The sequence below is a fragment of the Streptomyces sp. RGM 3693 genome (assembly GCF_050471125.1).
GTDB lineage: Bacteria > Actinomycetota > Actinomycetes > Streptomycetales > Streptomycetaceae > Streptomyces.
This window is the reverse complement of record NZ_JBMPPQ010000002.1, coordinates 2,217,290-2,243,421: the sequence shown is the minus strand read 5'-3', so window position 1 is coordinate 2,243,421 and position 26,132 is coordinate 2,217,290. Positions and strand designations below refer to the sequence as shown.

26 protein-coding genes and 4 pseudogenes are annotated in these 26,132 nt (G+C 67.1%); 12 read left to right on the top strand and 18 right to left on the bottom strand.

From position 1 onward, the window contains the following. Positions 1–51: 51 nt before the first annotated feature. Positions 52–1,275, bottom strand: a complete 1,224-nt coding sequence (locus tag ACO0M4_RS27360; RefSeq protein ID WP_430373555.1) for a glycoside hydrolase family 10 protein — start codon at positions 1,273–1,275, stop codon at positions 52–54. A 159-nt stretch (positions 1,276–1,434) separates the two neighbouring features. Here ACO0M4_RS27360 and ACO0M4_RS27355 point away from each other — a divergent pair, with 159 nt between their 5' ends. Both ACO0M4_RS27355 and ACO0M4_RS27350 read left to right on the top strand, forming a co-directional pair. Beyond that, positions 1,435–2,304, top strand: coding sequence for a 3-hydroxybutyryl-CoA dehydrogenase (locus ACO0M4_RS27355; protein ID WP_430373554.1), 870 nt, complete (start codon positions 1,435–1,437; stop codon positions 2,302–2,304). Between the two features lie 734 nt (positions 2,305–3,038). Further along, on the top strand, positions 3,039–3,905 hold the full coding sequence (locus ACO0M4_RS27350) for a YwqG family protein (RefSeq protein WP_430373553.1): 867 nt from the start codon (positions 3,039–3,041) through the stop codon (positions 3,903–3,905). Positions 3,906–4,276: 371 nt separating this feature from the next. On the opposite strand, the gene ACO0M4_RS27345 is transcribed toward ACO0M4_RS27350, so the two are convergent. Beyond that, the gene (locus ACO0M4_RS27345; protein ID WP_430373552.1) at positions 4,277–6,490 is read right to left on the bottom strand and encodes an NACHT domain-containing protein; all 2,214 of its coding nucleotides are present in this window, start codon (positions 6,488–6,490) and stop codon (positions 4,277–4,279) included. A gap of 539 nt (positions 6,491–7,029) precedes the next feature. Between ACO0M4_RS27345 and ACO0M4_RS27340 the strand changes: the two genes are divergently transcribed. Then, the gene (locus tag ACO0M4_RS27340; protein WP_430373551.1) at positions 7,030–7,821 is read left to right on the top strand and encodes an IS5 family transposase; all 792 of its coding nucleotides are present in this window, start codon (positions 7,030–7,032) and stop codon (positions 7,819–7,821) included. Here ACO0M4_RS27340 and ACO0M4_RS27335 read toward each other — a convergent pair. Next, positions 7,778–8,313: pseudogene (locus ACO0M4_RS27335) on the bottom strand (hypothetical protein). The gene ACO0M4_RS27340 and the pseudogene ACO0M4_RS27335 sit on opposite strands and share 44 nt — an antisense overlap. Before the next feature lie 65 nt (positions 8,314–8,378). Further along, entirely contained in the window at positions 8,379–9,299 is a 921-nt protein-coding gene (locus ACO0M4_RS27330) for a hypothetical protein (protein WP_430373550.1), read from the bottom strand. 3 nt (positions 9,300–9,302) lie between these two features. Here ACO0M4_RS27330 and ACO0M4_RS27325 point away from each other — a divergent pair, with 3 nt between their 5' ends. From ACO0M4_RS27325 to ACO0M4_RS27315, 3 genes are all read left to right on the top strand, one after another. After that, positions 9,303–9,425: a hypothetical protein gene (locus tag ACO0M4_RS27325; RefSeq protein ID WP_430373549.1), complete on the top strand. Its 123-nt coding sequence runs from the start codon at positions 9,303–9,305 to the stop codon at positions 9,423–9,425. A gap of 70 nt (positions 9,426–9,495) precedes the next feature. Beyond that, positions 9,496–9,990: a DUF1269 domain-containing protein gene (locus ACO0M4_RS27320; protein WP_430373548.1), complete on the top strand. Its 495-nt coding sequence runs from the start codon at positions 9,496–9,498 to the stop codon at positions 9,988–9,990. Positions 9,991–10,293: 303 nt separating this feature from the next. Then, positions 10,294–10,755, top strand: coding sequence for a VOC family protein (locus tag ACO0M4_RS27315; protein ID WP_430373547.1), 462 nt, complete (start codon positions 10,294–10,296; stop codon positions 10,753–10,755). 50 nt (positions 10,756–10,805) lie between these two features. Here the strand turns inward: ACO0M4_RS27315 and ACO0M4_RS27310 are convergent, their stop codons facing one another. Next, entirely contained in the window at positions 10,806–11,273 is a 468-nt protein-coding gene (locus ACO0M4_RS27310; protein ID WP_430373546.1) for a hypothetical protein, read from the bottom strand. Positions 11,274–11,819: 546 nt separating this feature from the next. Between ACO0M4_RS27310 and ACO0M4_RS27305 the strand changes: the two genes are divergently transcribed. Together ACO0M4_RS27305 and ACO0M4_RS27300 are read left to right on the top strand one after the other, a co-directional pair. Continuing rightward, positions 11,820–12,104, top strand: a complete 285-nt coding sequence (locus tag ACO0M4_RS27305) for a hypothetical protein (RefSeq protein ID WP_430373545.1) — start codon at positions 11,820–11,822, stop codon at positions 12,102–12,104. Positions 12,105–12,457: 353 nt separating this feature from the next. Next, a pseudogene (locus ACO0M4_RS27300) lies at positions 12,458–13,111 on the top strand (IS5 family transposase); the annotation flags it as partial. Between the two features lie 21 nt (positions 13,112–13,132). Here ACO0M4_RS27300 and ACO0M4_RS27295 read toward each other — a convergent pair. Continuing rightward, positions 13,133–13,589 (bottom strand): annotated as a pseudogene (locus tag ACO0M4_RS27295) (VOC family protein). 276 nt (positions 13,590–13,865) lie between these two features. On the opposite strand from ACO0M4_RS27295, the gene ACO0M4_RS27290 reads away from it, so the two are divergent. Continuing rightward, complete coding sequence (locus ACO0M4_RS27290; protein ID WP_430373544.1) at positions 13,866–14,366, top strand: hypothetical protein; 501 nt, start codon at positions 13,866–13,868, stop codon at positions 14,364–14,366. A 79-nt stretch (positions 14,367–14,445) separates the two neighbouring features. On the opposite strand, the pseudogene ACO0M4_RS27285 reads toward ACO0M4_RS27290, so the two are convergent. The 4 genes and pseudogenes from ACO0M4_RS27285 to ACO0M4_RS27270 all read right to left on the bottom strand — a co-directional run bounded on the left by ACO0M4_RS27285 (position 14,446) and on the right by ACO0M4_RS27270 (position 16,763). Further along, positions 14,446–14,781 (bottom strand): annotated as a pseudogene (locus tag ACO0M4_RS27285) (hypothetical protein). 8 nt (positions 14,782–14,789) lie between these two features. Beyond that, complete coding sequence (locus ACO0M4_RS27280) at positions 14,790–14,981, bottom strand: hypothetical protein (protein WP_430373977.1); 192 nt, start codon at positions 14,979–14,981, stop codon at positions 14,790–14,792. A gap of 249 nt (positions 14,982–15,230) precedes the next feature. Next, complete coding sequence (locus ACO0M4_RS27275) at positions 15,231–15,620, bottom strand: hypothetical protein (protein ID WP_430373543.1); 390 nt, start codon at positions 15,618–15,620, stop codon at positions 15,231–15,233. Positions 15,621–15,929: 309 nt separating this feature from the next. Continuing rightward, positions 15,930–16,763: a PIG-L family deacetylase gene (locus ACO0M4_RS27270; protein ID WP_430373542.1), complete on the bottom strand. Its 834-nt coding sequence runs from the start codon at positions 16,761–16,763 to the stop codon at positions 15,930–15,932. A gap of 484 nt (positions 16,764–17,247) precedes the next feature. On the opposite strand from ACO0M4_RS27270, the gene ACO0M4_RS27265 reads away from it, so the two are divergent. From ACO0M4_RS27265 to ACO0M4_RS27255, 3 genes are all read left to right on the top strand, one after another. Next, positions 17,248–17,847 (top strand): hypothetical protein, encoded by a 600-nt coding sequence (locus tag ACO0M4_RS27265; RefSeq protein WP_430373541.1) that lies wholly within the window; start codon positions 17,248–17,250, stop codon positions 17,845–17,847. A 39-nt stretch (positions 17,848–17,886) separates the two neighbouring features. After that, positions 17,887–18,033, top strand: coding sequence for a hypothetical protein (locus tag ACO0M4_RS27260; RefSeq protein WP_430373540.1), 147 nt, complete (start codon positions 17,887–17,889; stop codon positions 18,031–18,033). Positions 18,034–18,301: 268 nt separating this feature from the next. After that, positions 18,302–19,093 (top strand): IS5 family transposase, encoded by a 792-nt coding sequence (locus ACO0M4_RS27255; RefSeq protein WP_430369028.1) that lies wholly within the window; start codon positions 18,302–18,304, stop codon positions 19,091–19,093. On the opposite strand, the gene ACO0M4_RS27250 is transcribed toward ACO0M4_RS27255, so the two are convergent. From ACO0M4_RS27250 to ACO0M4_RS27215, 8 genes are all read right to left on the bottom strand, one after another. Next, positions 19,050–19,586, bottom strand: a complete 537-nt coding sequence (locus ACO0M4_RS27250) for a hypothetical protein (RefSeq protein ID WP_430369027.1) — start codon at positions 19,584–19,586, stop codon at positions 19,050–19,052. The genes ACO0M4_RS27255 and ACO0M4_RS27250 overlap by 44 nt on opposite strands. A gap of 194 nt (positions 19,587–19,780) precedes the next feature. Beyond that, positions 19,781–20,269, bottom strand: coding sequence for a hypothetical protein (locus ACO0M4_RS27245; RefSeq protein ID WP_430373539.1), 489 nt, complete (start codon positions 20,267–20,269; stop codon positions 19,781–19,783). 115 nt (positions 20,270–20,384) lie between these two features. Then, positions 20,385–20,753 (bottom strand): hypothetical protein, encoded by a 369-nt coding sequence (locus tag ACO0M4_RS27240; RefSeq protein WP_430373951.1) that lies wholly within the window; start codon positions 20,751–20,753, stop codon positions 20,385–20,387. Positions 20,754–20,761: 8 nt separating this feature from the next. Continuing rightward, the gene (locus ACO0M4_RS27235) at positions 20,762–21,016 is read right to left on the bottom strand and encodes a hypothetical protein (protein ID WP_430373538.1); all 255 of its coding nucleotides are present in this window, start codon (positions 21,014–21,016) and stop codon (positions 20,762–20,764) included. A 763-nt stretch (positions 21,017–21,779) separates the two neighbouring features. Beyond that, a complete protein-coding gene (locus tag ACO0M4_RS27230) occupies positions 21,780–22,493 on the bottom strand; it encodes a GAP family protein (protein WP_430373537.1) in 714 nt (237 codons plus the stop codon). Continuing rightward, positions 22,493–25,090: a class III lanthionine synthetase LanKC gene (lanKC, locus tag ACO0M4_RS27225; protein WP_430373536.1), complete on the bottom strand. Its 2,598-nt coding sequence runs from the start codon at positions 25,088–25,090 to the stop codon at positions 22,493–22,495. The genes ACO0M4_RS27230 and lanKC overlap by 1 nt, the downstream gene beginning before the upstream one ends. Positions 25,091–25,146: 56 nt before the next feature. Further along, positions 25,147–25,770 carry a flavoprotein gene (locus ACO0M4_RS27220; RefSeq protein ID WP_430373535.1) on the bottom strand — a complete coding sequence of 208 codons (624 nt, stop codon included), beginning with the start codon at positions 25,768–25,770 and terminating at the stop codon, positions 25,147–25,149. Positions 25,771–25,880: 110 nt separating this feature from the next. After that, the gene (locus ACO0M4_RS27215) at positions 25,881–26,120 is read right to left on the bottom strand and encodes a hypothetical protein (protein WP_430373534.1); all 240 of its coding nucleotides are present in this window, start codon (positions 26,118–26,120) and stop codon (positions 25,881–25,883) included. Between the last annotated feature and the right edge of the window lie 12 nt (positions 26,121–26,132).

Below are 26,132 nucleotides of genomic sequence, written 5' to 3'. Positions count from 1 at the left end.
GCGGGCCCCCGCCACCGCCGCGAGCATGGCGCCGCAGGGACCGCGCGACCGTCACCGCCGGGCCACAGCACCCCCGTAGTGGTCCTTGACGACCCGGGCCAGCGCGCCCAGCGGATCCCTCACCACGTCCTTGGCCGAGAAGTACACATGCCCGCCGACCTGGGGAAAGCGGTGGGCGAAGGTGAGGTGGCGGGAGAGCTCGGCCGGGTCCCGCCAGGCTTCGGGTTGCGCGGCCGGGCCCGCCTTGTAGAGGGCCTCGCCGATGTAGAGGTCCGCCCGCGTGCCCGCCACGGTCCGGGCCCACCAGGCCACCAGCTCCGCGTAGTCGGCGGCGGCGAAGCCCAGCGGCCAGTACACCTGCGGCACGATGTAGTCGAGCCAGCCCTCCCGCACCCAGCGGCGGGTGTCGGCGTAGAGGTCGTCGTAGGTCTGCACCCCGGCCTCGGTCCGGGAACCGTGCGGATCGGTCGCGGCATTGCGCCAGACCGCGAACGGGCTGACGCCGAAGCGCACCCGCCGGCCCGTCCCGGCGATCCGCTCCCGCATCTCCCGGATCAGCAGGTCGATGTTGTCCCGCCGCCAGTCGCCGCGGCTGGCGAAGACCGCGCCGTACGCCTCGTAGGCCGCGTCGTCGTGGAACGCCTGGCCGGCGACCGGGTACGGGTAGAAGTAGTCGTCGAAGTGCACCCCGTCGACGGGATAGCGGTGCACGGCGTCCAGCATCGCGTCCTGGACGAAGCGACGGACCTCGGGCAGCCCCGGGTTGTAGTAGAGCTTGCCGCCGTACGGGAGGACCCACCCCGGATGCCGGCGGGCGGGGTGGCTGGGCGCCAGCCGGCCGGGGTCGGTGTGGTTGGCCACCCGGTACGGGTTGAACCAGGCGTGCAGCTCCAGCCCGCGCCGGTGGGCCTCGCGGACCGCGAAGTCCAGTGGGTCCCAGCCCGGATCGCGGCCCTGGACACCGGTCAGGTACTGCGCCCAGGGCTCGTACGGCGACGGCCACAGCGCGTCGGCCGTCGGCCGCACCTGGAAGAACACCGTGTTCAGCCGCCGCTCGACCGCCGCGTCGAAGAGCGCGGCCAGTTCCCGCTGCTGGGCCGCGCGGTCCGGGCCGGGCCGGGACGGCCAGTCCACGTTGGCCACCGTCGCCAGCCACATCCCGCGCAGATCGCGCCCGGCCGGGGCGCCCCGACCCTCCGGGGCACCCGCGCCCAGCAACCAGGAGGCGGCACCCAGTGCCGCCGCGCCGAACCCTCGGCGTGTGATCCCTCGCATGAAAAGCCCCCATCTTGTCCGTTTCGTCCCATGTGGCAGCCTCAGAATGCCCGCCCCGGCGCCGTCCTCCCAGCACCTCGCGGAGTAACGTCGGGGGCGAGGCGGGCGTCGGACCCTTACGGCGTACCGCCAGTCCTGAAGATCAGCGAAAGGCACGAGGTGACGGACTCATTCGCCGACATTGCACGCGTCGGAGTGGTCGGCTGCGGCCAGATGGGCGCTGGCATCGCCGAGGTGTGCGCCCGCGCCGGGCTGGACGTCAAGGTTGCGGAGACCACCGGCGAGGCACTGGAGCTGGGGCGCACCCGGCTGACCAACTCGCTCGGCAAGGCCGCCGAGCGCGGCAAGATCACCGTGGCCGAGCGCGATGCGACGCTCGGCCGGCTCAGCTTCACCACCGACCTCGGTGAGTTCGCCGACCGAGACCTCGTCATCGAGGCCGTGGTGGAGAACGAGCAGGTCAAGACGGAGATCTTCCAGGTACTCGACCAGGTGGTGGTGCGCTCGGACGCGATCCTGGCCTCCAACACCTCGTCCATCCCCCTGGTGAAGTTGGCGGTGGCCACCTCCCGGCCCGACCACGTCATCGGCATCCACTTCTTCAACCCGGCACCGGTGCAGAAGCTCGTCGAGCTGATCCCCGCCCTCACCACCGGCGAGGAGACCCTCAAGCGCGCCGAGTCGCTGGTCGAGGACGTCCTCGGCAAGCACGCCATCCGCGCCCAGGACCGCTCGGGCTTCGTGGTGAACGCCCTGCTCATCCCGTACCTGCTCTCCGCGATCCGGATGTTCGAGTCCGGCATGGCCAGCCGCGAGGACATCGACAACGGCATGGAGATGGGCTGCGCCCACCCGATGGGCCCGCTCAAGCTCTCCGACCTGATCGGCCTGGACACCGTCACCTCGGTCGCGGCCTCCATGTACGAGGAGTACAAGGAACCGCTGTACGCCGCTCCGCCGCTGCTGCAGCGGATGGTGGACGCGGGACGCCTCGGTCGCAAGAGCGGGTCGGGGTTCTACTCGTACTAGGGAGTACGGCAACACCACCAACTTCCAGTATTCAAGGGCGAGTTCGTCGAGCGCAGCGCTGGCAGCGGTGCTGCGCTCGGACGGCTCTCAGAGCTCTCACCGGCCCTCGTTCACGCAGTCGCGCCCGGTCAACGGGGTCTCCGCGAGTTCGCGGTCTGCCGAGCATCGTCGGCTGGTAGGAAACTGGTTCTGACCTGGGGCTTTGCGTCTTACAGAGCTGTCGGGGCCTTTCCTGCTTACTCAGCGAAAAGTCCCTGCAAAGTCCCTGGGACAGAGCAGAAAGTCCCTGAAAAATCCCTGGGAAGTCCCTGGCTCCGAGCAGCCCGACCTGCGGTTTCGAGCCCTGTATCGCGGCAAGCGACGTCGGTGGGAGCGACTGCCCTTCCCTTGGGCCCGGGCATCCTTGGTGACGCCTTGTCGTAACCGCTTGTCAGTGAACGGGGCGAACCCCTGCTCGGCTCATTTGGGCCAGCGGCGAGCGAGTTGGGAGCGGATGTGATGGCTTTGGGGCACCCCCGCCGGGTGTGTCTGTCTCCATCACGCAGCGGCCGAGTTGCCAGCATTAGCCCTTAACGTCCCAGGCGGCGAGATGGGCAGCACTGCTCCCTCGCCGGGAGGAGGTGTCGATGGCTCGGCGCCCGAGTCATGCGAAGGTCCAGGCCATGGCCTGAACCTGAGCTGCAGGGCACGACGCAGACGATGTGTTGTCAGTGGGCCCCTGCATCATCGTTCCCATGACACAGAGCACCACCGACACTCTCCACGCACTGGCCCACAAGCACCTGCCCGCCGAGATCGCCGAGCGATGGTTCAGCCTGCTTCGGCCTGGCCTTCGCCTGGAAAAGGCCACGGATACGGGCGTGGATACGGCCACGGATCCACTCGTCGGCCGACTCGGCGGCCTGCCGGAGCTACCGGAGAACGAGGAATGGCCCGTGTGGCAGGGGCACGGCCCGCTCTCCTTTATCGCCTCACTCGACTGCGCCGCGCTCCCCACCTCCTCCCTCGACATCCCCCTGCCGGCAGACGGCACGCTGGCCTTCTTCTACTTCGACGGGCAACTGGACGACGGCTGCGCGGTGGTCCTGCCCGATGAGCCGGACAGCTGGGCGAGAGCACGCGTGCTGTACATACCGACGAGCGCCCCTGTCACAGAGCGGGCGACGCCGGAAGGGATTCAGCCCTATCCCAAGGTCCCGCTGACGGCGAGCGTGGAGGCTACGGAACCCTACCTCTGGCACCCGGTGGTCTACCGGGAGTTCGCCCCGATGCCCGACGACCACCCGCTGTGGAACGAGGACTTCCAGGAGATCCTGTGGGACCACCACGAGGGTACCGAGCACCGCATCGGCGGCCACGCGCACCCGGTGCAGGACGAGGTGGAGTCCGAGGTCGCCCGCGGCGCTCTGGGCAATCCGCCGTGGGACGACCCGCGCATCAAGGAGGAGGCCCTGCGCTGGGTACTGCTCGCACAGTTCGACACGGACGACGACGCCGACATGATGTGGGGCGACTGCGGTGCCCTCTACTGGCTCATACGCCCAGAAGACCTGGCCGAACGACGCTTCGACCGCGCGATGTTCACCTGGCAGTGCGGCTGACCAAGAGTTCCATCTGCTCTGTAGCAGAGAGTGGGGAATTTCCCCTGGACGCATAGCTCGACAGCTAGGTCGGGCTATGCGTCTCCGTGACCGCTTCAGCGATATCCCGACCTCGCCCGTTTCGCACCGCCGATAGCAGGTAGTGGCACGCACCGTACGAGGTCGACAGCGGCCACATAATGCATAGAGAGCTACGTCCGTCAGGAAGGGCGATCCTCCGTGCGGTAAACCGCCATAGCAAGCGAGCCCGAGCAGTCGGAGTCGCTATGCAGAATGCCCGCTATCTGTTCCAGGGGCCGCTCCCGCAGTTCAGGAAGATTACGCACCCGGCAGAAGTGACAGCGACGCCGTCGAGTCAGCCCACATGGGCTCTATTGTGCGGATTTTCGATTCACGCCCTCTTGGAGCAAGCTCCTGTGAATCTCCGCATGACGGAATTGGTAGGCAGGTCCGACTTTACGCAACACGCCAAGACGGTGAGCATCTTCAAGGAAGGACATGAGGCGCAACGGCGTACCCGTGAGAAGCGCCCTGGCTAGTCGTGTGATTAGAAACAGGCCCCAAGCGGTGTCTTTGAACGCCATGAATAGTCCGACCCAGATGCCGATGAACGAGCCAGCGACGGCAGAGATCGCCGTCCCGGCCGTGATCCACGTTGTTGCGTCAATGTTCGGAACAGGTGGATTGTACATGAGGATTCCGAGGACGAGCGTGATAATCAGGACTGTCGAGGATCCAAACCATGCAATGAAGACCTTGACGAAGGTCTTTCGATCGATGCGGAGACTTTCCATTGGACCTATTGGCTGGCTCTCCTCGATGATTCGCGGAACCCATCCACATGTGGAGACCGAGATTGCTGCCCCACCAAGAGCCCAGGCGATCGACATGGTTAATGTTGGATGTACATGCGTCTCGAATATTCCGCCAGGCGGGTATCCTTCGGCCGCCGCATAGCGCATGGCTAATATTCCGTAACCGCTTCCCGCACCGAATATCGTCGGATAAAGCCTCCATTTCCATCGAAGCCCTGAGGTGAGGTCCCTGCGAGACCCTTTAAGGGCTCCACGCACAGAGGCATACGTCATGAGGCCAAAGAATGCGGGAATGGCTACCGTTGAACCTGTCTCTGCATTGCGAGCGGGGAGGAATAGCAGAAGGAAGCTAAGCCCACCGAGCGCAAGGCTGATCGTATTGGCCGTGCGACTCGAGACGCGGTGAAAGTTCCACCACCGAAACTCTCTCGAGCCTCCTGTTGTGTTGCTCACGTGTTGGGCGATGGCCCGGTGAGCGCGTAGAGCCTTCCCGGGAGGCATCTTCTTCTTTTTCGTGTTCACGGAAGACGAGACCTCGGCCTGATAAACAGCGGGTATATAGGCGCGAGACAAATGCTCCTTTACGACCTCAGCAGAAGGGAACCGGATTGGATCACAAAGCTCATTGGGAGCTGGAACAATATCCAGACTACCGGCCGGCCTGGCGTTGTAGATGGTCCGACAAAGGAAAAGGTACAGGGGCGTCCGAAGGGATTCCCCAACCGGTGTCGCTGTCCCCAAAAGGTCGAGAACCGATTTCCAGCGTTCTGCGGATTTCGTTGCGGCACCCCCTGCGTCGCGCAAAAGGTACGATCGGGCATCGTCTGCCGCCATGGGCTGCATCTCAATGCCAGCCGCTCCGTTGAGGCGAACCTCTGCTCCGCTTCCAGCCGACAGGGCGCTACGGAAGCCCTCCGTTTGACTGGACATGACTAGAGGTTTCCCCATCGAGAACGATCTATTTATCGTTTCGAGTGCCTCATATCTATGTTCGCGCGGAATTTCATCGAATCCGTCAAGGATCGGAGTTACTAGTCCCGCGTTCAGCAAGGCCCTTGCCTTTGTCGATCGCCCCTCTGGCTCATCGTGGGGATATCTTGTGACGCGATAATCGCGCATCAGCCTGTCAGCCATCCACGATTCAAGGCTTTGAAGACCGGGGCTCCAGTCACCCAGAGGGAAGATAACGGGAACGGGCTCCCCTTCTTTTCTCTTTTCCAGTAGGTCCCACTGGAGGCGAGAGAGCAGGATCGTCTTCCCTGCGCCAGCTTCCCCGAGGACCAGCAGGCGCTTGGTAGGACAGCGCAATAGGAGGTTGGTGAGGTCGTTCCCTCGCCCATCTAGCTCAGCAGGGGTTGATAGCCATTGGGCCGCTTCCCCACCCGTGAAGCCGGGGAAGCCCTCAGCGACTTCACGCTGCATCTGCAGGTCATCAACCAGATCGCCTGGGGCCGCGATCCAGGGCACTGGTAGGGCGTAAGGGTCACCGATGCGGAACCGGTGTTCCACCGCCTTTCGCTCTCGCTTCAGGCTTTCAGCCAGCTTGTCGGCGGCATCGTTGAGGGTCTTGCCCCCTGTGAATTCAAGGTGGGTGGCCCTGCCGCTGTTCCAGTTGTGAAGGAGGTTTGCCAGTGCCGCCAGAGCGGCAACAAAAGCAGCTGCGAGCACTACGAATGGACTCGCGCCTGAAATCCACTGCCAGAGCAGCACAACAAGGACCAGCACAAGGGCTGCGGCCACGGTTATGTACGAGAACCCCCTGCGATTCATGCAGTGAGTATGCCTCAACGTGGGGCCATTCCCTGGCGGTTGGCAGGGAAAGATCGCTACTTTGCGTCTTGCTCGTCACGCCAGAGATGGCGCTGTAGCGGCGCTACCGGAAGGACTCTTCGCCCGCTCAGTGGAGTTGACACATCGCTCAGACGCCGGATCGCTGTACTTGCACCCTCCGTCTGGCCCCGATCTAGCCAGGGAAGCCATCTCTACAGCCATAGGATCCGTCGTGACGCCTTCGAGAACGCGCTGATGAAGTCGCCCATCGGCCTGTACAAGGCGTACGCGCAGCATGTGACGGTGTTCAACGTGTCGGCTGCACAGCGGCAGACGCAGCAGTGCGCCATCATGCGGGAGGGCCTTAGTAGTTGATGTCTTTCCGATCTTGAGAGATGCGCGTCGAACGGGAGTCTCGATCGGGTGGCCGCGGGGTGCTTGCCGCATACGAGTAGGGCCTCCTGGAGTGTGACTGTCTGGCTCACCGGTTCGGAAACGCCGCGGACAACGGGATGCGGCAGGCGCGTTACCCGACGGACATGACGGATGTGGAGTGGGCGGCCATCCGGCCGCTGCTGCCGGTGCCGGGTTGGCTGCGCGGCCGGGGTGGGCAGCCGGAGGCGTACTGCCACCGGGTGATACTCGATGCGATCCGGTATCTCGTGGACAATGGCATCAAGTGGCGGGCGATGCCTGTCGACTTTCCTCCGTGGGACCGTGTCTACTCGTTCTTCCGCCGCTGGCGCGACCACGGCTTGGTCCGGGAGTTCCACGACTGGCTTCGCGGCCGGGTCCGTGAAAGGCTGGGCCGGGACGTGGAGCCGACGGCCGGGGTGATCGACTCGCAGTCCGTCAAGGCGGACGCTGTCGTCGGCACCGACAGCCGCGGCTTCGACGGCGGCAAACAGATCAACGGACGCAAGCGGCACGTCGTGGTCGACACCCTCGGCCTGCTGCTGGGGGTAATGGTCACCGCCGCGGACACCGGCGACCGCACAGCCGCCCAGGTCCTGCTGCGGCAAGTCGCTGACGCGCACCACCTGCTGGAACTGGTCTGGGCCGACGGCGGCTACACCGGCAGCCTCGTCGAGTACTGCCTGGCCGCTCTCGCGCTGGTGGTGGCGATCGTCAAGCGCAGGCATGACCAGAGAGGGTTCGTGGTGCTGCCCAAGCGGTGGATCGTCGAGCGGTTCTTCGCCCACCTGATGCGCACCCGCCGCCTGGTGCGTGACTTCGAGCGCCGCACCACCAGCGCCGAGGCGATGGTCTACTGGTCCATGGCGCTGCTTATGACCCGTCGTCTGGCCCGATCACATCCTTCGCGAGCATGAACCGGCCCGGCGCCGGTTCGGCCAGCCAGCCGCGCGCGACCAGGCGTTTCGCCTTCGACCGCAGTGTCTCCACCGCGCCGGCACCACATCCATGCCGAACCCTGCGGCCAACTCCTGGCAGGTCAGGGTCCCTTGATGAAGCCGGTGCCGGTCCGCGAGCGCCTGCAAGATGCGCTGGTAGTCCACCGACAGCACCGAGCAGGCCAGCCCTTCACGCCACACCGGCACCTGCGCCTTCGGCTTCGCCCCGTCCCGGGGCGTCGGCTGTCCGTCCGCATCCCGCGGATCCCGGGTGACCCCTGTGTCGGCGGTGGTGTCGCCGTCCGGAGCCAGCACCGTATCGACCCGCCTGCGGGCGATCGCCCACTCCTGCCATTCCTGCTCGGCCGCGGCCAGCTCGGCCTGGACGCGGTCGGCCTCCTCGCGTAGTTCGTCGACTCGACGGCGAGCGGCGACCTCGTGCTGTTCCAGCAGTCCGACAACCGACGGCATCCGCGACCTCCCAGGGAACGGCGACCCGACAGGCCACGACTCCCACGGAATCAGCGCCCCTATGTCTAACTAGCGAAAACGCCGTCCCCAGGTTCGGTACGCCAACAGCTACTTACGTCAGCGACTCCATCTGGGAACCCCTCGCGCCACCCACGCGCCAGGACGCCCCCGACGCTGCCGTGGGGACCGCCGCGGAGGCCCTCGTCGAACTTCTGAGCGCCCTGGCCCGGCGTCAGCACGAACACCGCCGTCGCACCGCCGACCGCCTCACTGCCGTCCTCGCCACCGGTCTGCTGCCCGAGGACCTGACGGACATGGCCACCTACTACCGCGCCAAGGCCCACCGCGACCTCGGCGAGGCCGCTGCCTCCCGGCGCGGGATGCAGCACGTCGCCGACGGCGGCGGCCGCCTGGCCCCCGCAGCCCTCCGCGGCCTGGCCCATCTCGCCCGCATCGCCGGCGACTTCCCCACCGCCCTCGACGCTGTCCACGGTCTGGGCTGGAAAGGCCGACATCACCGCGTCATGGGCGACCTGAGGTGGCCCCACGGCGCGATCGACTAGGCCCTGACCTCCTACACGGCGGCACGCACCGAGGCCGAGGACCACGGTGTCGCCGGCGAACGTGCCACCTCCCAGGCCCACCTGGCCCTGGCTGCTGCATTCGCCGACCCCGCTCGGGCCGACGACGAGATCGCCCTCGCCCAGCAGCTGCTCGACGGCCTTGACCTGCGCGCCACCGCCCTCTCCGCCCAGATCGCCGCCCTCGTCCGCGCCGCCGGTGCGCAAGGTGTCGATGACCGCGCCCGCGTCCTGCGCACCGAGGTCGAGGTAGCCGGTGTTGTCTCCCTGTGCGCCACCCTCGAACTCGCCCTCTGCTTCCACCACGCCGTCCTCGACGCCACGGAGCAGCTGACCACGGCGCTCGCCCGACTGCAGCAGGCCACCAGCGACGGCGACTACGCCTACTACAGTGACATCGCTCACTTCATGGCCGGCCGCCTTCTCGATGGTCCCTCCGCGGCGCGATGGCTTGATGGCGAGCAGCAGACCCGCAGCCGCTGGCGTGCGCTGGTCACCACTCGACGCCAGTACCTGCTCACCGCCCGCTGAACGCACCGGACCCGACATGGCAGGCTCCGCTGGGGTGCGCCAAGGGCCGGGAGCGCCAACAGTGGAAGTCATGAACGACAACGTCCTCTTCCTGAATGTCGACGACCCGCAGGCCGGCCACCGGGCACTCGACGCGCTGCGGCAGGCGCACGCCGACGGTGAGGTGAAACTGCGCGAGGCAGCGGTCGTCGCACGCGATGCTGGCGGCGTCCTGGACTTCCCCGACGCCGTCGACAGCACCGGCACTGCCCGCGCCTTCACCGCCGGCGGGCTGATCGGCGGGCTCCTGGGGATCCTCGGCGGTCCGCTCGGCGTCATGATCGGCTTTGGCGCGGGCGGGCTGATCGGCGGTGCCCATGACGCGCGCGAGGCGACCGCGATCAACGCGGCGCTGGAGATGCTGGCGGCGGAAGTGCCGCCGGGGAGCACCGTGCTGGTAGCCGAGCTGGTGGAGGACGATTCATCACTCGTCGACGGACTGCTCGTCCCGTACGGGTCAGCCGTGCGCTATCCCGCGAGGGAGATCCGCAAGGAAGTGGAGGAGGCCATCGCCCAGAGTCATTAAGCCGGACTCAGCTCTGCTGTGCCCCATTCAGCCCAGTAGCCCTCGAGGGCGGCGTGGTCCGGGCTGATCCAGGGCGGATAGGCGCAGTGCCGATCCGGCTGTACGCGGCTGCCGAGCCTGCGGCGCGGTTGAGCTGGCGGATGCCGTGGACCAGGTCTTCGTGGTCGGGCAAGGAGATGCACTCGGGGCAGCAGACGTAGCCGATGTAGCGACACGGTGGGACCTGGGCCTGCCTACGACCGGAATGTAAAGCCGCCGACGATGCTCAGGTGGGGCAGGCGGGTTCGGGCGTACATTCGGCAGATGGGTCTGACGATGCGTGTGGTCGAGCTTGAGTGCACAGATCCGCTCAAGCTGGGTGAGTTCTGGAGTGCCGTCTTAGATGCCCCCGTCGGGCCTGGGACGGACGGGGTGAATATCGTTCCGCGCGGCGAGCAGGAGATGCGGCTCTACCTGGTGGAGGAACGAGCTCCAGCGCGGCCGCGAAGCCGGATGCGACTGTGGCTGAACCCTGTTGACGGAGCACTGGAAGTCGAGGTCGCCCGGCTCACTGCCCTGGGAGCGAAGGTCATCGAGAGGCGCTGGACGAACCGGAGTTGCGGTCTGGCGGTGGTGGTGCTGGCTGACCCGGAGGGCAATGAATTCTGCGTCGAATCCAGCGACCAGGAGGTCGCTGAGGCTGTGCGACGCTTCGAAGACGCTGATCTCGACGGGCTGGGGCCAGAACCGGAGTCCAGTGCATCCGTCCGCGTCGATATTCCCTAGACGCCGGTGGGCGCCGGGCCTGCGGACAGCAGGCCCGGCGCCGAGGACGGTCAGCCGCAGAAGAGCGAGACTGACGGGCTGTGAAGGATCTTGGGGGCGTACTGTCCGCGCCACTCGATCTGCATCACGGACTCGGTGTAGAACGTGCGCTTGTGCACCTGGTCAGCGCACTTGTAGACGAGCTTGTTGTTGCCCTTGCACTGGCCCCATCCGGTGTCCTTGTGCGCGATGGTGCTCACCGGGCCGAGCATGATGGCCGTCTGTAGCCGGCACTTGTCCGGCACCGGGCCGCACGCACCGATCTTCCCCGACGCGGCGATCTTCCCCGATGTCAGATAGCCCGGCGTCTCCGCCGTGAAGGCGCACGTCGCGAAGTCGTTGATCTTCACGTCCTTCACCTTCACCGTCGCCGCGGCGCCACCGGCGGCACCCGCTACGGGGCCGGGCAGTGCGGTGGCCGGCGAGGCGACTAAGCCCAGGACGCTGAGCGCAGCGACACCGGCTAACGACAGTTTCACTCGCGTACGAATAACTTCCCCCTCTTGGAAGCCCCGGCCACGTCCTGCGGCCGGGTGGTCACATGCAGCTAAGAGGGTCCCGGTAAACGATCGACCAATGTCCCAAAATGAACAAAATTGCCGCGCGAACCCACGGCACGTAGCCGGTACCGACCGTCGCATGCCTGCGGTCCGCTGACGGTCATCTGGCTGCGAGGGGCACGCCCGCCCGGTAATGCGCCGGTCCTGGCGCGCGGAAGTTGCGCCCAGCCCGTGTGCTGCGGCTGTGACTGAGCGCTATAGGTGTCCCGATTGAGCGTTTAGGCGGTCCGCAGAGGGGTGGCTGCGGTTGCCCCTGGGGGAGGAACGGCGTTCGGCGTCCCAGCTCCGCATTCCAGGCAGCTTGCGACTGCCCTGGTCAAAGGGCACTTCCGCGTTCCTGCGTCCCAAAGTGCCTGGATTTTGTGGCGGGACGGACGGGGCGCCCGGCACGCTCGGGTCGTTCAAGTGCCGCGCCCACCGGACTGCCGGGGGCGGGGCCGACGGTTCGGATCAAGGGAGATGTGCATGAAGCGTCTTGCCACCACACTCGGAGTACTCGGCGCGAGCGTCGCGCTCACGCTCGGTGTGACTCAATCGGCCTCTGCCGCGGACGGGACCCTGTTACTCAACGGTCGCATCATTCAGAACCCCACCGGCTGCAACCGGAGCGATGCTCCCGGCGGCGTGGTCGCCAACTACACCGACAGCATCGCGTACGTGTACTCGGACCCGTTCTGCCAGGAGTTCATCAACGTTGTGATGCCGTTCTCGAACGTGGAGGATTCGAACGCATGGTCTGTCCGCTACTGAGCGGCACCCAGGCGGGCCGGACGCCGCTGCCGGTCAGCTTCAGGCCGGTGAGGTGACCGCCCGGCCGAAGCGCCGGGCGAAGAACCGGGTCGCGCTGTTGGCCTCCAGCAGGAGCGATGCCGAAGGCTGCGGCAGTTATCCCGGGCCCGGCCGCCAGCAGCGGCACCCCGATCACGATGCCCAGGCCGACGCTGACATAGCCGAGCGACCCCTCGGCGCCGATCTCCGATTTCCTAGAGGGCGTCGAGGGTCGCCCGGTACTCGGGCACGGCGAGTTCCGCCGCGCGCTGCATGGGACGATGACCCGGCCTTCCCGTTCGCCCGCCGCTCGCGGATCGAGCGCCGGGGCGCTTTGGCACCTGGTCCTCACCCGACTTCAGTCCCAGGCTGACGCGAAGGGCTGGATTACGTGGGACCTGAGCGTCGATTCCACAGTGTGTCGCGCCCATCAGCATGCGGCAGGGGCCAGGAAGCATGGGGACCTACAGAAGGAACCGCCGGGCGGAGTTGTGGCCGAGCCCTGTGATCACGGGCTGGGCCGCTCACGTGGCGGGTTCACCACCAAGCTGCACGTGGCTGTCGAGCAGGGTCAAAAGCCCATGTCGATCGTGGTGACGGCCGGGCAGCGCGGCGACTCGCCGCAATTCGAGCCCGTGCTGGAGAATGTCCGCCTACCCCGCATCGGATCGGGCCGGCCACGCGTCCGCCCCGATCGAGTACGCGCCGATCGGGCGTACTCCTCCCGCAAGAACCGCGCCTACCTGCGCCGCCGTGGAATCCGCTGCACCATCCCATACAAGGCTGACCAGGCCCGCAACCGCAGGAAGCTGGGCTCCCGTGGCGGCCGACCGCCGCGTTTCGACGCGGTGGATTACCGCGAGCGCCATGCGGTCGAGTGCGGGATCAACCGACTTAAAAGACACCGGGCAGTGGCCACGAGGTACGACAAGTTCTCCGTCCGCTACGAGGCGACTGTGCTGGTCGCAGCCGTGAACGAGTGGCTGTGACCAGCGCCGTCGCAACGGCCCTCAGACGACGTCGAATTCGTTGCCCTCGGGGTCCTGCATGGCGGCGGCGTAGAGCCCCATGTCCAGCTCATCCTTAATCCGCAGCACGGTGGCACCAGCTTTGACCAGCCGTTCCACCGTAGCCTTGACCCGCTGTATGCGGACCTCCAGTGGGACGTCACGGCCCCCACCGACCTTCAGGTCGAAGTGCCACCGGTTCTTGGCGACCTTCGGCTCCGGAACCTGCTGGAACCACACCCTCGGTCCACGTCCCGCAGGATCGATGATCGACTCAGGAATATCCCCGGCACCGGCCGGCAACTCTGCCTCGGGCACCCCCCATGGCCGCCCAGTAGGCACGCCAGGTGGCGTGCCCGCCCGGCGGAGGCTCAGGCACGTAGTCCAGGGCCCCGGCCCAGAAAGTCACCATTCTCTGCGGATCGGAGCAGTCGATCGTCAGCTGCACTGTCATCTCCATGCTCAGAGCATCCCAGGCAGGTCTGACAGAAGATCCACTTTCGCAACAGGCCCTAGGTTCACCTCACGGTTCAGGCGGCTTGGCCGAGACCGGCGGTAGTCAGGTCCTGCTCGCGCAGCGGGGTGAAGTCGACGTCGTTCGGGGTCGGGGGCGTCCGGCGTCTCAACGGCGTCATCTCGGTTCACCCTGCGACTCTACGAGGCGACGATCTTCACGTCCGGTCCGTCCTCGCAAAGCCACAGCTCCGGAGTACCGGAGGCGTCGTACCGTGGCCCTGTGGGGAACGTATTTGGTGGTGGGGACAAGAGTCTGTACCTGTCCAACAGCGGCACCGAGGTGTTCATCGACCTGCTGATGCTGGCGGTATCTGATCTTGCTGATGACGTGTGGGACTACCGCTTCGCGGCTCTTCTGACACTTCAGGACCAGAACGTGATGGGGCGCGGGGCTGTCGGATTCGACCTACAGGACATCGCGTGGGGCACCACTCCACGAGGACGTGCCCGGTCGAAGGACTTCGTGCTGCGCGCCACCACACTCGCGTTGAGCCGCCACCGCTGGAGCGAGCTGGGTTACGACCCTCCCTTCGCTCGTGACCACCTGTACCAGTTCAAAGCCATGGTGGAGTCGTTCGCGCCGGCCGACGACATTCATCTCGTCGGAGACTTCCCCGGACCGGACGAGCGTGCGATGGCCTCATGCTCACAACACCAGATCCTTAGTGCGCTCCCGTACTGGGAGGGGTGTTTCCTGTGCACCAAGCCAAGACAATCTTGAGCATTCGAGTTGGCGAAAGCCGCCAACTACGGCGCTGTGGCCAGGCGTTGAGGTCCAGAGCGCGGACCGTCTCGCCGTCTCAGCGCTTCGGCGCGGTGGTGGCAACGATCGCCCCGTCAGGGCGGTCCGGGGTGGGCTGGGCCGTGCACTGGCTGTGGGCCGCGGCCCAGGTCTCCCGCTGCGCCACGGCCAGGGTGGCAGGTTCAGGTCCAGGCCCAGGACGGTGATGCCGAGCAGGGCTGCGAGGTGCTGGCGGTACCGGGCCGGGCGCGGTCGGCCTCGACGAACGCACACGTCGGTGCGTAGAGGTGAGATGCCAGCCGGCTTCGGCGTGGGCGCGGTGGATGAGGCGGGAGGCGAGGACATGGCCCTGGCCGGCCGCGGTCATCGCGGTGTCGTCCAGGACGATGTGCATGGCGTCGTTCACCGCCCGGTCACCTGAGCCAGACGCTGGTCGAGCTCACTGTCCAGGTCCTTCTGCTGGGCCGCGGTGGGGACGTAGCCGTTCCGCTTGTTCAGCGCGGCGAGGGCCTTCTCCGCGCGCTCGGCCGGGATGAGTAGGGTCTCGGCCAGGCGCGCCAGGTATGAAGAAGACGCTGGAGAGCTGCCCGGCACAGAAGCTCCCGACGGAGTCGTCGCCTGACGTCGTGCTCAAGCCGTGAACCCGGCTGGCGCATGCCGATCAAGAAGGGGGCACGGAGAAACGACAGCGAATTCGCCGAAGGCCCTCCACTGACACCCCAACAGAACTCGGCCTCGTGACAGCCCACATGCGCCTCCAGCACGTCGACGGCCCCGTCGAGGAATCCGCCGCGGAGCGCATCACGACGCCGGCCAGGCTGGCTCCGGACACCTCGCCGCCGCTCACGTTTCCTCCCAGGGCATGTAGCCGAGGTTCAGGTGCCCGAGGTCGGAGAGACGGTGCACCGTCGCGACGAACGCCCGGGTGAACCGGCGCTGTGCTGAGTGCTCGCCGTACCGGGCGATGTGGTCGTGGACGACCTGGTGGTCGGCAGCGGCGTGGTTATGCCAGTCCAGGACCTGCTCGCGGGTCAGGTCCTCAAGGACCAGCTCCTGGTCGTCGTCGACGTCCTCCAACTCCGTCTCTGGGGCTGGAGCGGCGGCGGCCAGACGGGGCGCGGGCAACACGACCGGGGCCGGCGGGACGGCCGAGACGTTGCCTCGGGCTGCGACCACCGCCTTCCAGGCACGGACCCGCTCCCACTCAAGCTCACGTGACCACGCCCTGGTCATCACACCTCTGTGCGACTGCCGGCCGGCAACCGCCCACCACTCCGCTTCGGTAGCCCTCGGCATCGCGAGGGCTACCGCGATCGCGCGGCGCTGCACATGTCGGTCGAGCTGCCGGTCCTCGTACCGCGGGCAGTCCCGGTCGAACATCGCCCTGCCAGCTCGCGGTCCGCCGCGACGCTGACCTCCACCAGGTCACCAGAGCCCTCATTTGCGCTCGGCCCCGGCGAAGACACCCGCTGATGCTGTACGACATCGCACGGTCGGCACTCGTCATCCCGCAGGCCCAGCGAGAGTCCGGACCGGGCTGGATCAGCGCAGTCCGGCGAAAAGGTCGTTCTCGGGCACGGCCGCGCCGGTGGTGTCTTGGACGCGTACGAAGGTCTCGACGCCCATCAACTCAGTGAACTTCTCCTGGCCCATCCCGAGGAAGAAGATGTTCTCCCCTTGGCTGGCGTGCGCGGCCAGTGCATCGAACTTCTGACCGCCGAAGTCGGTGGTGTCCACCCAGGTGGTGATCTCCTCGTCGGGGAGCCCGATCTCGGCTAGCGCGGCGGCCTCGGCGGGATCCGGCTCCTGGCCGTCCGCACCGAACTCGCGCATGATCTCCCCGAACCGCTGCATCATCGAGCGAGGCGCTGTCGTCCAGTACACCTTAGGTGTCAGCGCGGCCTTCGCCAGCGCCGCCATCGTGATGCGGTTGGCCTGGATGTGGTCAGGGTGGCCGTAGAAGCCGTTGTCGTCGTAGGTGACGACCACATTAGGTTGGTAGCGTCGCATGAGCTCAGCGAGTCGGGCAGCGCCCTCCTCCACAGGTGTCTGCCAGAAAGATCTAGGGGCGTCGTTGGTCGGCCAGCCCATCATCCCGGAGTCGGTATAGTCCAACATCTCCAGGTGACTGACTTTGAGGATGTCGCAGCTCGCCTTGAGTTCTTGACGTCGCATCAAGGCGACGGCCGCCGGATCGTGTCCGGGGTCACCCGGCTTGACGCCGCCTGGTCCGTCACCGCAACTACCGTCGGTACACGTCACCAGGACGGTGCGGATGCCCTCCGCCGCGTACCGCGCGAGGACACCCCCCGTTCCAGTGGCCTCATCGTCGGGGTGGGCGTGTACCGCCATGAGCGTCAAGGGCCAGTCATTCATGAAACAGTCCTCCTGGGTGAAAAAGCATAGGCATGAGTCCGCAGTGGGCGTATGAGCAGGCGCCCCTCAGTACCAGATGACCGCGCGTATCGCGGCGCCGGGGGCCGCGATCTCTTGGTCCCTGTGCTCCCGCCTCGCGGCGCCGGTTCCTCAGCCGGTGCAACAGCACTGGCTGGACCGGTGTTCCCGCCGTGCACAGAAACCCCCTTGGCCGATCGCTCCGTGCACCCGTGGGCCGGAGCGGCATACCCGTATCGGGCCGCTGACATGCTCCGTCAGCGGGCCCGAGTCACGGGGCGAGGCAGCAGGTTTCGTAGGAGCTCGACGGTCTCGGCCTCCATGTCGACCCCACCCAGCAGCTGCTCGTTGATGCGCGAGAGGCGGGCGGCGGCTTCGCGTAGCGCCTCGATGTCTCCGGCGGCGTGGTGGGCGAGGAAGACCTGTCGGTGCAGGATCTCGCTCTCCTCGGCCGCGAGGAGACCAGGTGAGTCTCGGTGGTCGTGTCACCGAAACCCTCGATCACGCTCTGCGACTACAGCACGTCGCGCCAACGGCCGATGAACTGGCCATGATCACTGCCGACCCCGCCTTGGCACCTGCCCCACGCTCCCTGTTCGTCCCTGTAGAACTTCGATACTTGCGAAGAGAGGGCTACCTCGACCCGGATTACATGCTGGTCAGCGTCACCAAGGGACCGCACTTCACCGACTATGACGAGCTCGTCCACGACATCGTCGGCCACGCTGTGACGGATGGGAGGAAGTGCCGCATCGTCCGCCAAGAGTGCGCGCCGGCGCTGACGCAGGAGTTCACCCGACACGGCATTCTCAAACGGCTCGACTTGAGACGACTGCCCACCTTCGACGAAGCGCGGGGCGTGCAACCCAGGACAGGCGAAGGCGAGGCTGCGCCACGCCCCTGCTGGTGCAGCAGCTGCGGGCACGGCGAGACCAAGGACGCCAAAGCGGCATGGCACACGCGCACCGGGCCGCTGCCGGAACTGCGCGCCCGCTACCGCGACCCCAACTTCGATATCGGACGCTGGACAGACCACACCTACCGTGTCCGGTTCGACGGACAGTGATACCACGTGGCCGAACCCGAGGAGCTAGACGCACCGCGCATGGCTGACCTTGCCTATCTTGGCGGCCGCGGGTTCCATGTGCTGGTCCGTGCCGATCTGGCTCGTCACGCGCCTGGGCGCACCACCGCGGTGGTCATCGGCTGCGGTTCCACCGAGGAGTTCGAGCCGTTCGCGGCACTCGCCTGAGTAGCTGTTGTCTTTTCGATCTTGAGCAGTGCTGGTCGAACTCGGGTTCCCGGTTGGGTGATCCTGCCGTGGCGAGAGCATGAAGGTAGGGCCTCCTGAACAGCTCGTGGGTGTCGAATCCATAGAGCATCAGGAGGCCCCGGTGCCGCAGTCTTCCGTGTCGTTGGCCGGGCAGTCCAACTCGGCTGCTCTGTCGTGTGATTGCCTCGCGCACGTGTACGGCAACGCGGCTGACCGATCCGAGCGGCGGCGCCGGTATCCGACGGACATGACGGACGCGGAGTGGGCGGCCATCCGGCCACTGCTGCCGGTGCCGGGCTGGATGCGTGGCCGGGGCGGTCGGCCAGAGGCGTACTGTCATAGGACGATGCTGGACGCGGTTCGCTATCTCGTGGACAACGGCATCAAGTGGCGCGCGATGCCGGCCGACTTCCCGCCGTGGGACCGTGTGTATGCGTTCTTCCGTCGCTGGCGCGACCACGTGCTGGTCACGGAGTTCCACGACCGGCTGCGGGATCGCCTGCGCGAGACATTGGGCCGGGATGCCGAGCCGACCGCCGGGGTGATCGACTCGCAGTCGGTCAAGGCGGACGCTGTCGTCGGCTCGGACAGTCGCGGCTTTGACGGCGGGAAGCTGATCAACGGGCGCAAGCGGCACGTCGTGGTCGACACGCTCGGGCTTGTGCTCGGCGTGATGGTCACCGCCGCGGACACCGGCGACCGCGCCGCCGCCCAGGTGCTGCTTGAGCAGGTGACCGCCGCGCACCACCGGCTGGCCCTGGTCTGGGCTGACGGCGGCTACACCGGCAGCCTCGTCGAGTACTGCCTGGCCGCGCTGGCCCTGGTGCTGGCGATCGTCAAGCGCAGCGATGACATGCGTGGCTTCGTGGTGTTGCCCAAGCGGTGGATCGTCGAGCGCCTCTTCGCCCACCTGATGCGCACCCGCCGCCTGGTGCGCGACTTCGAGCGGCGCACCACCAGCGCCGAGGCGATGGTCTACTGGTCGATGATCCTGCTCATGACCCGTCGCCTGGCGAGGCCACGCCCTGCGCGAGGGTGAAGCGGCCCGGCGCCGGCTCGGCCAGCCAGCCGCGCGCGACCAGGCGTTTCGCCTTCGACCGTAGTGCCTCCACCCGCGCCGGCACCACGTCCATGCCGAACGCTTGGGTCATCTCCTGGCAGGTCAGCGGCCCTTGGCCGAGCCGGTGCCGGTCCGTGAGAGTCTGCAGGATGCGCTGGTAGTCCACGGACAGCGCCGACCAGGCCAGCCCTTGGTGCCACACCGGCACCTGCGACTTTGCCTTCGCCGCATCCCGGGGCGTCGGCGGCGCGTCCGCATTCTGTGGATCCGGGGTGACCTCCATGCCGGCGATGCTGCCGCCATCCGGAGCCAGCACCGTATCGACCCGCCTGCGAGCGATCACCCACTCCTGCCATTCCACTTCGGCCGCGGCGAGTTCGGCCTGGATGCGGTCGGCCTCCTCACGCAGCCCGTCGACTCGACGGCGAGCGGCGGCCTCTTGCTGTTCCAGCAGTCCGACGACCGACGGCATCCACAACCTCCCAAGGAGCAATGACACGACACGCCACCACTCCCACCGGACCGCCACTGCTATGCCCGACCAGCGAAAACGCCGTCCTCAAGCGCGAAAAGACAACAGCTTCTGATGGCACACATCTCAGCGCTGCACAGTGTGGAGCTGCGGGTGCCGACGGTCGGCTGATGAGCTCTGGCTGCCAGCAGCCATCACGGCTCGTCTGGCCGGCACACCTTGCAGAGACGGTACTCCCGCCCGCCGCGCGATCCGATGTAGCCGGTCTTCCACTCGCGGGCTTCAGCCGGAGTCATGATCTCAAGCAGCAAATGGCGGTTGTACCGCGCCGCGCCCGCTTTGCTGCGGTAGTCGTGGTGTTCGTGTGCCCACCGCCGAAACGCCAGATCGTATGTCTCGCCGATCGGCCGCGCGTTCTCAGTGGGCATCGCGCGTCGAATGCAGGCACACGTCGTGCGATGTAGCCAATGGCCGTTGACGGTGTAACTGAACTGCGCGGGATTTTCGAATCGACACCAAAGCCCGTCGGCGATGTCCAAGAGCCAGTCGAAGTACGACTGCGCCTCTTGGCAAAACTCGCAGCCTCCGCATGGGGCTTCGAGCTCCTGCTCCGTTGGTTCACGATACTGAGCGCTCCACCGGGCCAACTGATCGGTCACGTGCGTCTCGACGACTTCCGGCATACGGGCCCCCTGGACAACGGCAGGAAGCGGCACTGTTCAGCACAGTGTCCCGGGCACGCACCTCAGAATCGCCTGCGCAGCTCACGACACGCGCCATGCCACCCAGGCGAGCGACTCAGGGGTTGAGGTCGAGGACGCGTACGGGTTGCCCGTGCCAGCGCTGCGGGTCAGTGGTGGCGACGACGGCGCCCTCGGGCCGGTCCGGTGTGGGCTGGGCCGCGTGCTGGCAGTGAGCCGCTGCCCACGACGCCTGCTGAGCCACCGCGAGTGCGGCGGGCAGGTCGAGGTCCAGGACGGTGATGCCGGGGAGCGCCGCCAGGTGCTCGGCAGTACCGGGGCGAGCACGGTCGGCTTCGACTAACGCACAGGTCGGCGCGTACAGGTACCAGCCTGCTTCGGCGTGGGCGCGGTGGATCAGCCGGGAGGCCAGCACGTTGCCTTTGCCGGTGGCGGCCATCGCGGTCTCGTCCAGGATGATGTGCATCGCGTCGCTCACCGGCCGGCCGCCTTGGCCAGGCGCCGGTCGAGCTCCTTGTCGAGGTCCTGCTCCTCGGCCGCGGAGGGGGCGTAGCCGCTCCACTTCTGGAGCACGGCCTTGGCCTGTTGCGCCCGCTCGGCGCGTTCGGTCGGGGTGAGCAGGGTTTCAGCGAGGCGTGCCAGGTAGGCCCGTAGCGACAGGCCCTCGGCGGCGGCGATGGCAGCGAGGCGGTCTTTGGCTTCGTCCGCTCCGCGCTCGCGGAGATGCACCGGTGTGGTCTCCAGTTCGGGAACGGGGGAGGGAGTCCGCTCCGCGCTCGCGGAGATGCACCGGGGCGTCAGACCATGGGCCACATCAAGGACGGGTCCGCTCCGCGCACGCGGAGATGCTCCGTAGCCGATCTCCTTGCGGCGCAGGTCGCGTTCGTCTGCTCCGCATCCGCGGAGATGTTCCGGCGACGATGGCACGATCGATATCGCTGTGGAGGCCCGCTCCGCTCAGGCGGAGGTCGTGCCAACAGACCTATCCACCCCGCGCTCCCACAGGGGCAGCGCCTTGGGCGGCACGCCACTACATCATCAGCATGTGTACCTCCGTGTAGCGGCTGCTCAGACGCCTCCAGTGAACGCCCACCTCTGGGATTTTTCAGGGACTTTCAGCTCTGTCAGAGGGACATGCGAAGGACTTTCGGCTGCCCAAGCGGCAAGCACGTGAAAGGTCGAAAAGAGCCTCCGATGCCGGTCAGAGGCCATTTCCGAAGTGAAGTCCCAGGTAGGGGCGGACGAGTCGGCCTGTACGCCGGGGACACCGGGCGCTTTTACCGAAAGCCGGCGTGACCTGCGCGGATACCGTCCCCTGGCGCACCGCAGTGCACATCCCGTGCACGATATATGTGACGACTCGACACATACCGGTCGGTGGTTCCTGCGGCATCACCCCTGGGCTTCACCCCGAACCGTGGGCACCGCTTGCCATGCGGCAGCGGCCAACGAAAGCCCTCTCCAAGCCCCCATCGGCCGCGTCCACACTGTGTCAGCGGGACGAGAGGAGAGCCATGATGCTGTCGTACACGGTGGTGTTCGACAGCAGCATGAAACCCGCGAGAGCGATGAGCCACGCTGTGTTCTCCTGGGCGTTGTCCCTGAGCCAGTTGTCGATCCTGCGCAGTGGCGAGTGGACGAGACCTTTCGCGACGAGGCGGACCACGGTGACCAGCAATGCGGGGGTGACCATCACCAGGCAGTAGAACGCCAGGACGGTGGCCTGGGACAGCCACGGCAGGCCGCTGCGGCTCACGGCGCCGATCGCCACCAAGTAGGGGAACATGGCCGGCACTTCCAAGACAACGGCCAGCACGGCGACGGTGATCAGGCCGCGGGCCGTCCCGGACCGGCCGACCGCCTGCTCCCGCCAGCGGGTGAGCCGGCCGGAGGCGGATTTCTCGGTGCGCAGCATTCCGTACCAGATGGCGACCAGGAGCAGAGCCACGCCTGCCGTGGCCATCGCCCTGTCGCCGACCGGCGATTTCAGCGCGGAACGGAGGTCCTCGCGTATCGCCACGAGCGTGCCCAGCAGCAGCAGGCCGAGCAGCAGGCACCCGACCGCTACAAGGAAGAGGTAGCCGAACACGCGGCCGATCCGTAGGCCCGACGGCATGAGCAGGAACCAGATGGGAATGGCGATGGTGGACACGCCGAGGGTGTCGAGCAGGGCCAGAGGCAGGACTTCGCCCAGTACGTCACCCATTACCTGACTCCGGGGAGCCAGCTGTCGCGGCGGTGCTCTGCGAAGGCGATGCCCGTGAGCACCCCGGCGCTGCCGGTCCGCAGGTCGCTGGAGAGCTTGTAGTTACGGGTGCCGGGGTAGTGCAGCTCGGCCTCCGTCGGCCGGATCTCGTGCAGGCCGAGCTGGCCCATGTGGCGATCGATGAACGACCGGGCCGGCTGCTCGTATCCGTCGCGGGCGAGGGAGGCCAGGCCGGCGATGAATCCCGACCGGCCGCGGAAGAGCCCGCTCTGGACCATCAGCTCGGGTCCGTTCGCACGTATCAGGTCGGGGATGCCGGCACCGGTCGGAGCCCAGTCCTCGTGCCGGGCGAGCTCCGAGAGGACCAGCGCCGTGCCGAGAGAACCGACTTCGACGTAGGCGAGGCTCCTGCGTTCGGCGTCGTTGAACTGCAAGGAGCCGTCCGCGCACCGTACGTACCCGGTCAGTTCGAACTCCAGCAGTTCCCGGGCCAGGTCCAGCGCCGCAGAGTCGTCCAATAGCAGGCCATAGCGGTGGACGGCGAGACCGATGCCCGCGACGCCGTGCAGGAGGCCGAAATGAGCGACGTCGGGTGTCGTGCTTTCCTTCAGCCGGGCCAGGAACCGCCGGGCGCGGTCGGCGAGTTCCGCGCCGAGCTTCTCGACCGCGGCCGTCGTGACGAGCGGGTTCGGACCAGCCGCCATCTCGGTGACGGCCAGGAACACTCCCGCGAGGCCGCTGAACACGCCGAGTCCGCTGCCGTCGCGTTCCTTCGCCATGGCGGCGTCCACCAGCCACTGGGCGTGCTCCGGGTAACCGTGCCGCCAGAGGGTGTAGCCGGCGCCCAGTTCGCTGTCGTACAGGCCGCATTCGAGGCGGTCGGCGGATTCTCGGCCGCGGACGACGATCCAGTCGATCACCCGCTCCACGAGGTCGGGAGCTTCAAGGCCACGCGTTCCCAGCAGGGACCACAGCACCCCGGACGCGCCCGTGGCCAAGCAGACCGGGGACAGCGTGAATCCCGAGAAGTCGTTCCGGAAGAGCCGATCCGTGCGCTCCGGAGTCATGGTTGCCGCGAGACCGGCGACGATCTGGGCGGACCACTCCTCGAAGCCAAGTGCGTCGTCGAGATGGCTGGACGCTGTGCGCAGGCCGGGGCGCGGGGCAGGGGCATCGTCGGGGGTGGAGAGCCGCGCCACCCGCTCGGCCCACTCGGCCGGCAGGTCGTAGCGTTCCACGCTGGCGTGCAGGAGTTGGTGGAACTTCGCGCCCTCCATGCGTACGAGGTGGGTGAGCGGCAGGTAGCAGGACAGCTCCAGCATGCCGAGGGCGTACTCGTCCGCGGCCCGCCCGGTGCGGGTGTAGTCGTTGAACCCGGGAGCGCCGGGGAAGGGGCGGGGGGCGTCCTCCTCGATGCATGCCTCCAGGTCGATGAACCTGACGTCCAGGCCGGGTGTCACGATGACGTTGCCCGGGTGGATGTCGCCGAAGACGTGGCCCCGTTCCCACAGGGCCGACAGGAAGTCGCGGACCTGCGCGAGGATGGTGTCGACCTGTTCGCGGTACGTCCTGATGTCGTCCCTCGTGGGCGGCCGGAACGGGTCGGGGCGCAGCAGGTAGGGCTGCTTGGCGGCGCACCACTCCAGGAGCGTGGTGCCCCGGACGTACTCCATCACCGTGAAGAGATGCCCCTGCCAGGTGAACTGCTCGTGCACCGCGGGCACGGCGGGCAGGTCGGCGAACCTGCGCAGGGCCTCGTACTCCCGCTCGGCGCGTTGGACTGCGTCGCCGCCGATCAAGTCGTAGCCGGCCGAGGGCCGCGCCTCCTTCAGGACGACCTGGCTGCCAGTGGCTGTGTTCGTCGCGAGGTAGACACCGCCGCTGTTGGAGAAGTGCAGCGTCTTGTCGATCCGGTAGGGAGGCACCGGACCTCCGGCCTCCGGGGACCGCGGAGCGAACGCCTCGGGCACGGCGACGAACGACGGTGCACGGAAGGGAACGGACCTGCGGTCCGGGACGAGGCGCCCTTCCGGGTCCTCCAGTGCGAAGGTGACCTTGCCTTCGGCGTTTCGGCAGTACCGGCGGGTGTAGGCCCCGTACCGGACGTGGACGACGCCGTCGTCGATCCGCAGGTCGGACAGGATGCGCGGGCCCTGCCACGCCTTCAGCACGCCGGCCAGCTCTGACGCGAGGGCGATCGACTGCTGCTCGTCGGCCGGGTAGAGGACGATTCCCTTGCCGCTGACCGGGCGCGGCGCGTACTTGGCGTTGACCAGCCACGCGTACTCGTGGCGCGCCAGGAACTTGAAGGGCACGCCGAGGTCGAAGCAGAACGCGGAGACGGTGTCGAGAAGCGGCGCGAAAGTCTCGGGGGTGACCGCGACATGGATCTTCCAGCCCTGGCCGCGCACCGGGTCGCGACCCGGTCGGCAGACGGTCCAGATCCCGTGCTGGGCGTAATGCCATCCGTCGGCGTGGGGGACGGCGGTCAGGCCGCAGCGAATCCGGTCGAACCGCGGGTCGTGCCGGTCCGCCCTCCAGCGCCCGATGTCGTCGTACGCATCGGGATCGGTGAAGGTGTAGAAGAAATAGTCCATGTGCCGGGCCTCTTGTCGAGAGTTGCTGTCCAGAGCGGCCTGCTCACCGATGGGTGTCAGGCATGTGCGGGTTCCGATGCGCCCGTGGTACCGCCCGGGTCGCCGGCCGCCGCCTCGAAGACCCCGATCACGTCCCACATGGGCGCGGTCACATCCGTTTCGGCTCCGGTCGAACGGCTCGTTCCCTTATGAGATTTGACGATGTGGTAGTTCGGTACGCCGTCGATCCTGTGGAGCACGTCCACGACGAGCGGATTGTCTGCGACCCCGGGCGGAAAGGTGGGAGCGAGGATGACAGGTGCTGCCGTGCCCAGGGCGGCAAGGTGGAACGGAGAGCTGCCGGAGGCCGCGGCAAGTGCGGAGAGGAAGGCGACGGATGCCGGGAACACGACGAGGCCGTCGTAGTCGGCCGCGATGCGGGTGTGAATCGGCTCCACCCCTCCGGTGGTGTCCCACGTGTTGCGGACCACCGGCGTACCGGTGAGTGCGGTCAGCGCCGAGGGGCTCACGAAGTTCCGGGCCGAGTCGGTGACCCCGACCGTGACCTTGTAGTGAGGGCGGTTGACTGACAGCCAGTTGAGCCAAAAGGGCAGGTGTGCCGTGGACAGGGTTCCTGTGGCCACAAGGAAGAGGTTCGCCCGCCTCGACCGGGTCTCTTCGCTCTTGTCGAACTCCACCATCGCTCCGTGTACTCCTCGTCCTTCTTCTTCCGGCGGGAGCCGGCGATCCGGGTGGTCACGGCGTTCTCGTGCTGCACGTGCCGGCCGCCCGGCCCAACTCCCGCCCACACTCACCTGTCCCGGTCGCGGTCGCGGTTACGCGACGAGCCGATACCGAAGTCGTCACGCAGTTCCTCGACGATTCCCTTGGACTTCCGGCCGCGCAGGCTCTCCAGCAGTTCGATTCCGCCCAGGATCGCGAGGATCACACCGAACGGACGACCTTTGAACCATCCGAATTCGAGATCCGGGAAGAAAATGGCGAGCACCGCACCCGCAATGATTGCCGCCAGCCCAAAAATCCGCTTCACGTCTATCGCCCC

Excerpts from the sequence above, each read along its gene's own strand:
- ACO0M4_RS27360 (WP_430373555.1), bottom strand. The coding sequence starts at position 1,275 with ATGCGAGGGATCACACGCCGAGGGTTCGGCGCGGCGGCACTGGGTGCC.
- ACO0M4_RS27350 (WP_430373553.1), top strand. The coding sequence starts at position 3,039 with ATGACACAGAGCACCACCGACACTCTCCACGCACTGGCCCACAAGCAC.
- ACO0M4_RS27345 (WP_430373552.1), bottom strand. The coding sequence starts at position 6,490 with ATGAATCGCAGGGGGTTCTCGTACATAACCGTGGCCGCAGCCCTTGTG.
- ACO0M4_RS27340 (WP_430373551.1), top strand. The coding sequence starts at position 7,030 with ATGACGGATGTGGAGTGGGCGGCCATCCGGCCGCTGCTGCCGGTGCCG.
- ACO0M4_RS27325 (WP_430373549.1), top strand. The coding sequence starts at position 9,303 with ATGGCCGGCCGCCTTCTCGATGGTCCCTCCGCGGCGCGATGGCTTGAT.
- ACO0M4_RS27320 (WP_430373548.1), top strand. The coding sequence starts at position 9,496 with ATGAACGACAACGTCCTCTTCCTGAATGTCGACGACCCGCAGGCCGGC.
- ACO0M4_RS27315 (WP_430373547.1), top strand. The coding sequence starts at position 10,294 with ATGGGTCTGACGATGCGTGTGGTCGAGCTTGAGTGCACAGATCCGCTC.
- ACO0M4_RS27305 (WP_430373545.1), top strand. The coding sequence starts at position 11,820 with ATGAAGCGTCTTGCCACCACACTCGGAGTACTCGGCGCGAGCGTCGCG.
- ACO0M4_RS27275 (WP_430373543.1), bottom strand. The coding sequence starts at position 15,620 with ATGACCAGGGCGTGGTCACGTGAGCTTGAGTGGGAGCGGGTCCGTGCC.
- ACO0M4_RS27270 (WP_430373542.1), bottom strand. The coding sequence starts at position 16,763 with ATGAATGACTGGCCCTTGACGCTCATGGCGGTACACGCCCACCCCGAC.
- ACO0M4_RS27260 (WP_430373540.1), top strand. The coding sequence starts at position 17,887 with ATGGCTGACCTTGCCTATCTTGGCGGCCGCGGGTTCCATGTGCTGGTC.
- ACO0M4_RS27255 (WP_430369028.1), top strand. The coding sequence starts at position 18,302 with ATGACGGACGCGGAGTGGGCGGCCATCCGGCCACTGCTGCCGGTGCCG.
- ACO0M4_RS27250 (WP_430369027.1), bottom strand. The coding sequence starts at position 19,586 with ATGCCGTCGGTCGTCGGACTGCTGGAACAGCAAGAGGCCGCCGCTCGC.
- ACO0M4_RS27245 (WP_430373539.1), bottom strand. The coding sequence starts at position 20,269 with ATGCCGGAAGTCGTCGAGACGCACGTGACCGATCAGTTGGCCCGGTGG.
- ACO0M4_RS27240 (WP_430373951.1), bottom strand. The coding sequence starts at position 20,753 with ATGCACATCATCCTGGACGAGACCGCGATGGCCGCCACCGGCAAAGGC.
- ACO0M4_RS27230 (WP_430373537.1), bottom strand. The coding sequence starts at position 22,493 with ATGGGTGACGTACTGGGCGAAGTCCTGCCTCTGGCCCTGCTCGACACC.
- lanKC (WP_430373536.1), bottom strand. The coding sequence starts at position 25,090 with ATGGACTATTTCTTCTACACCTTCACCGATCCCGATGCGTACGACGAC.
- ACO0M4_RS27220 (WP_430373535.1), bottom strand. The coding sequence starts at position 25,770 with ATGGTGGAGTTCGACAAGAGCGAAGAGACCCGGTCGAGGCGGGCGAAC.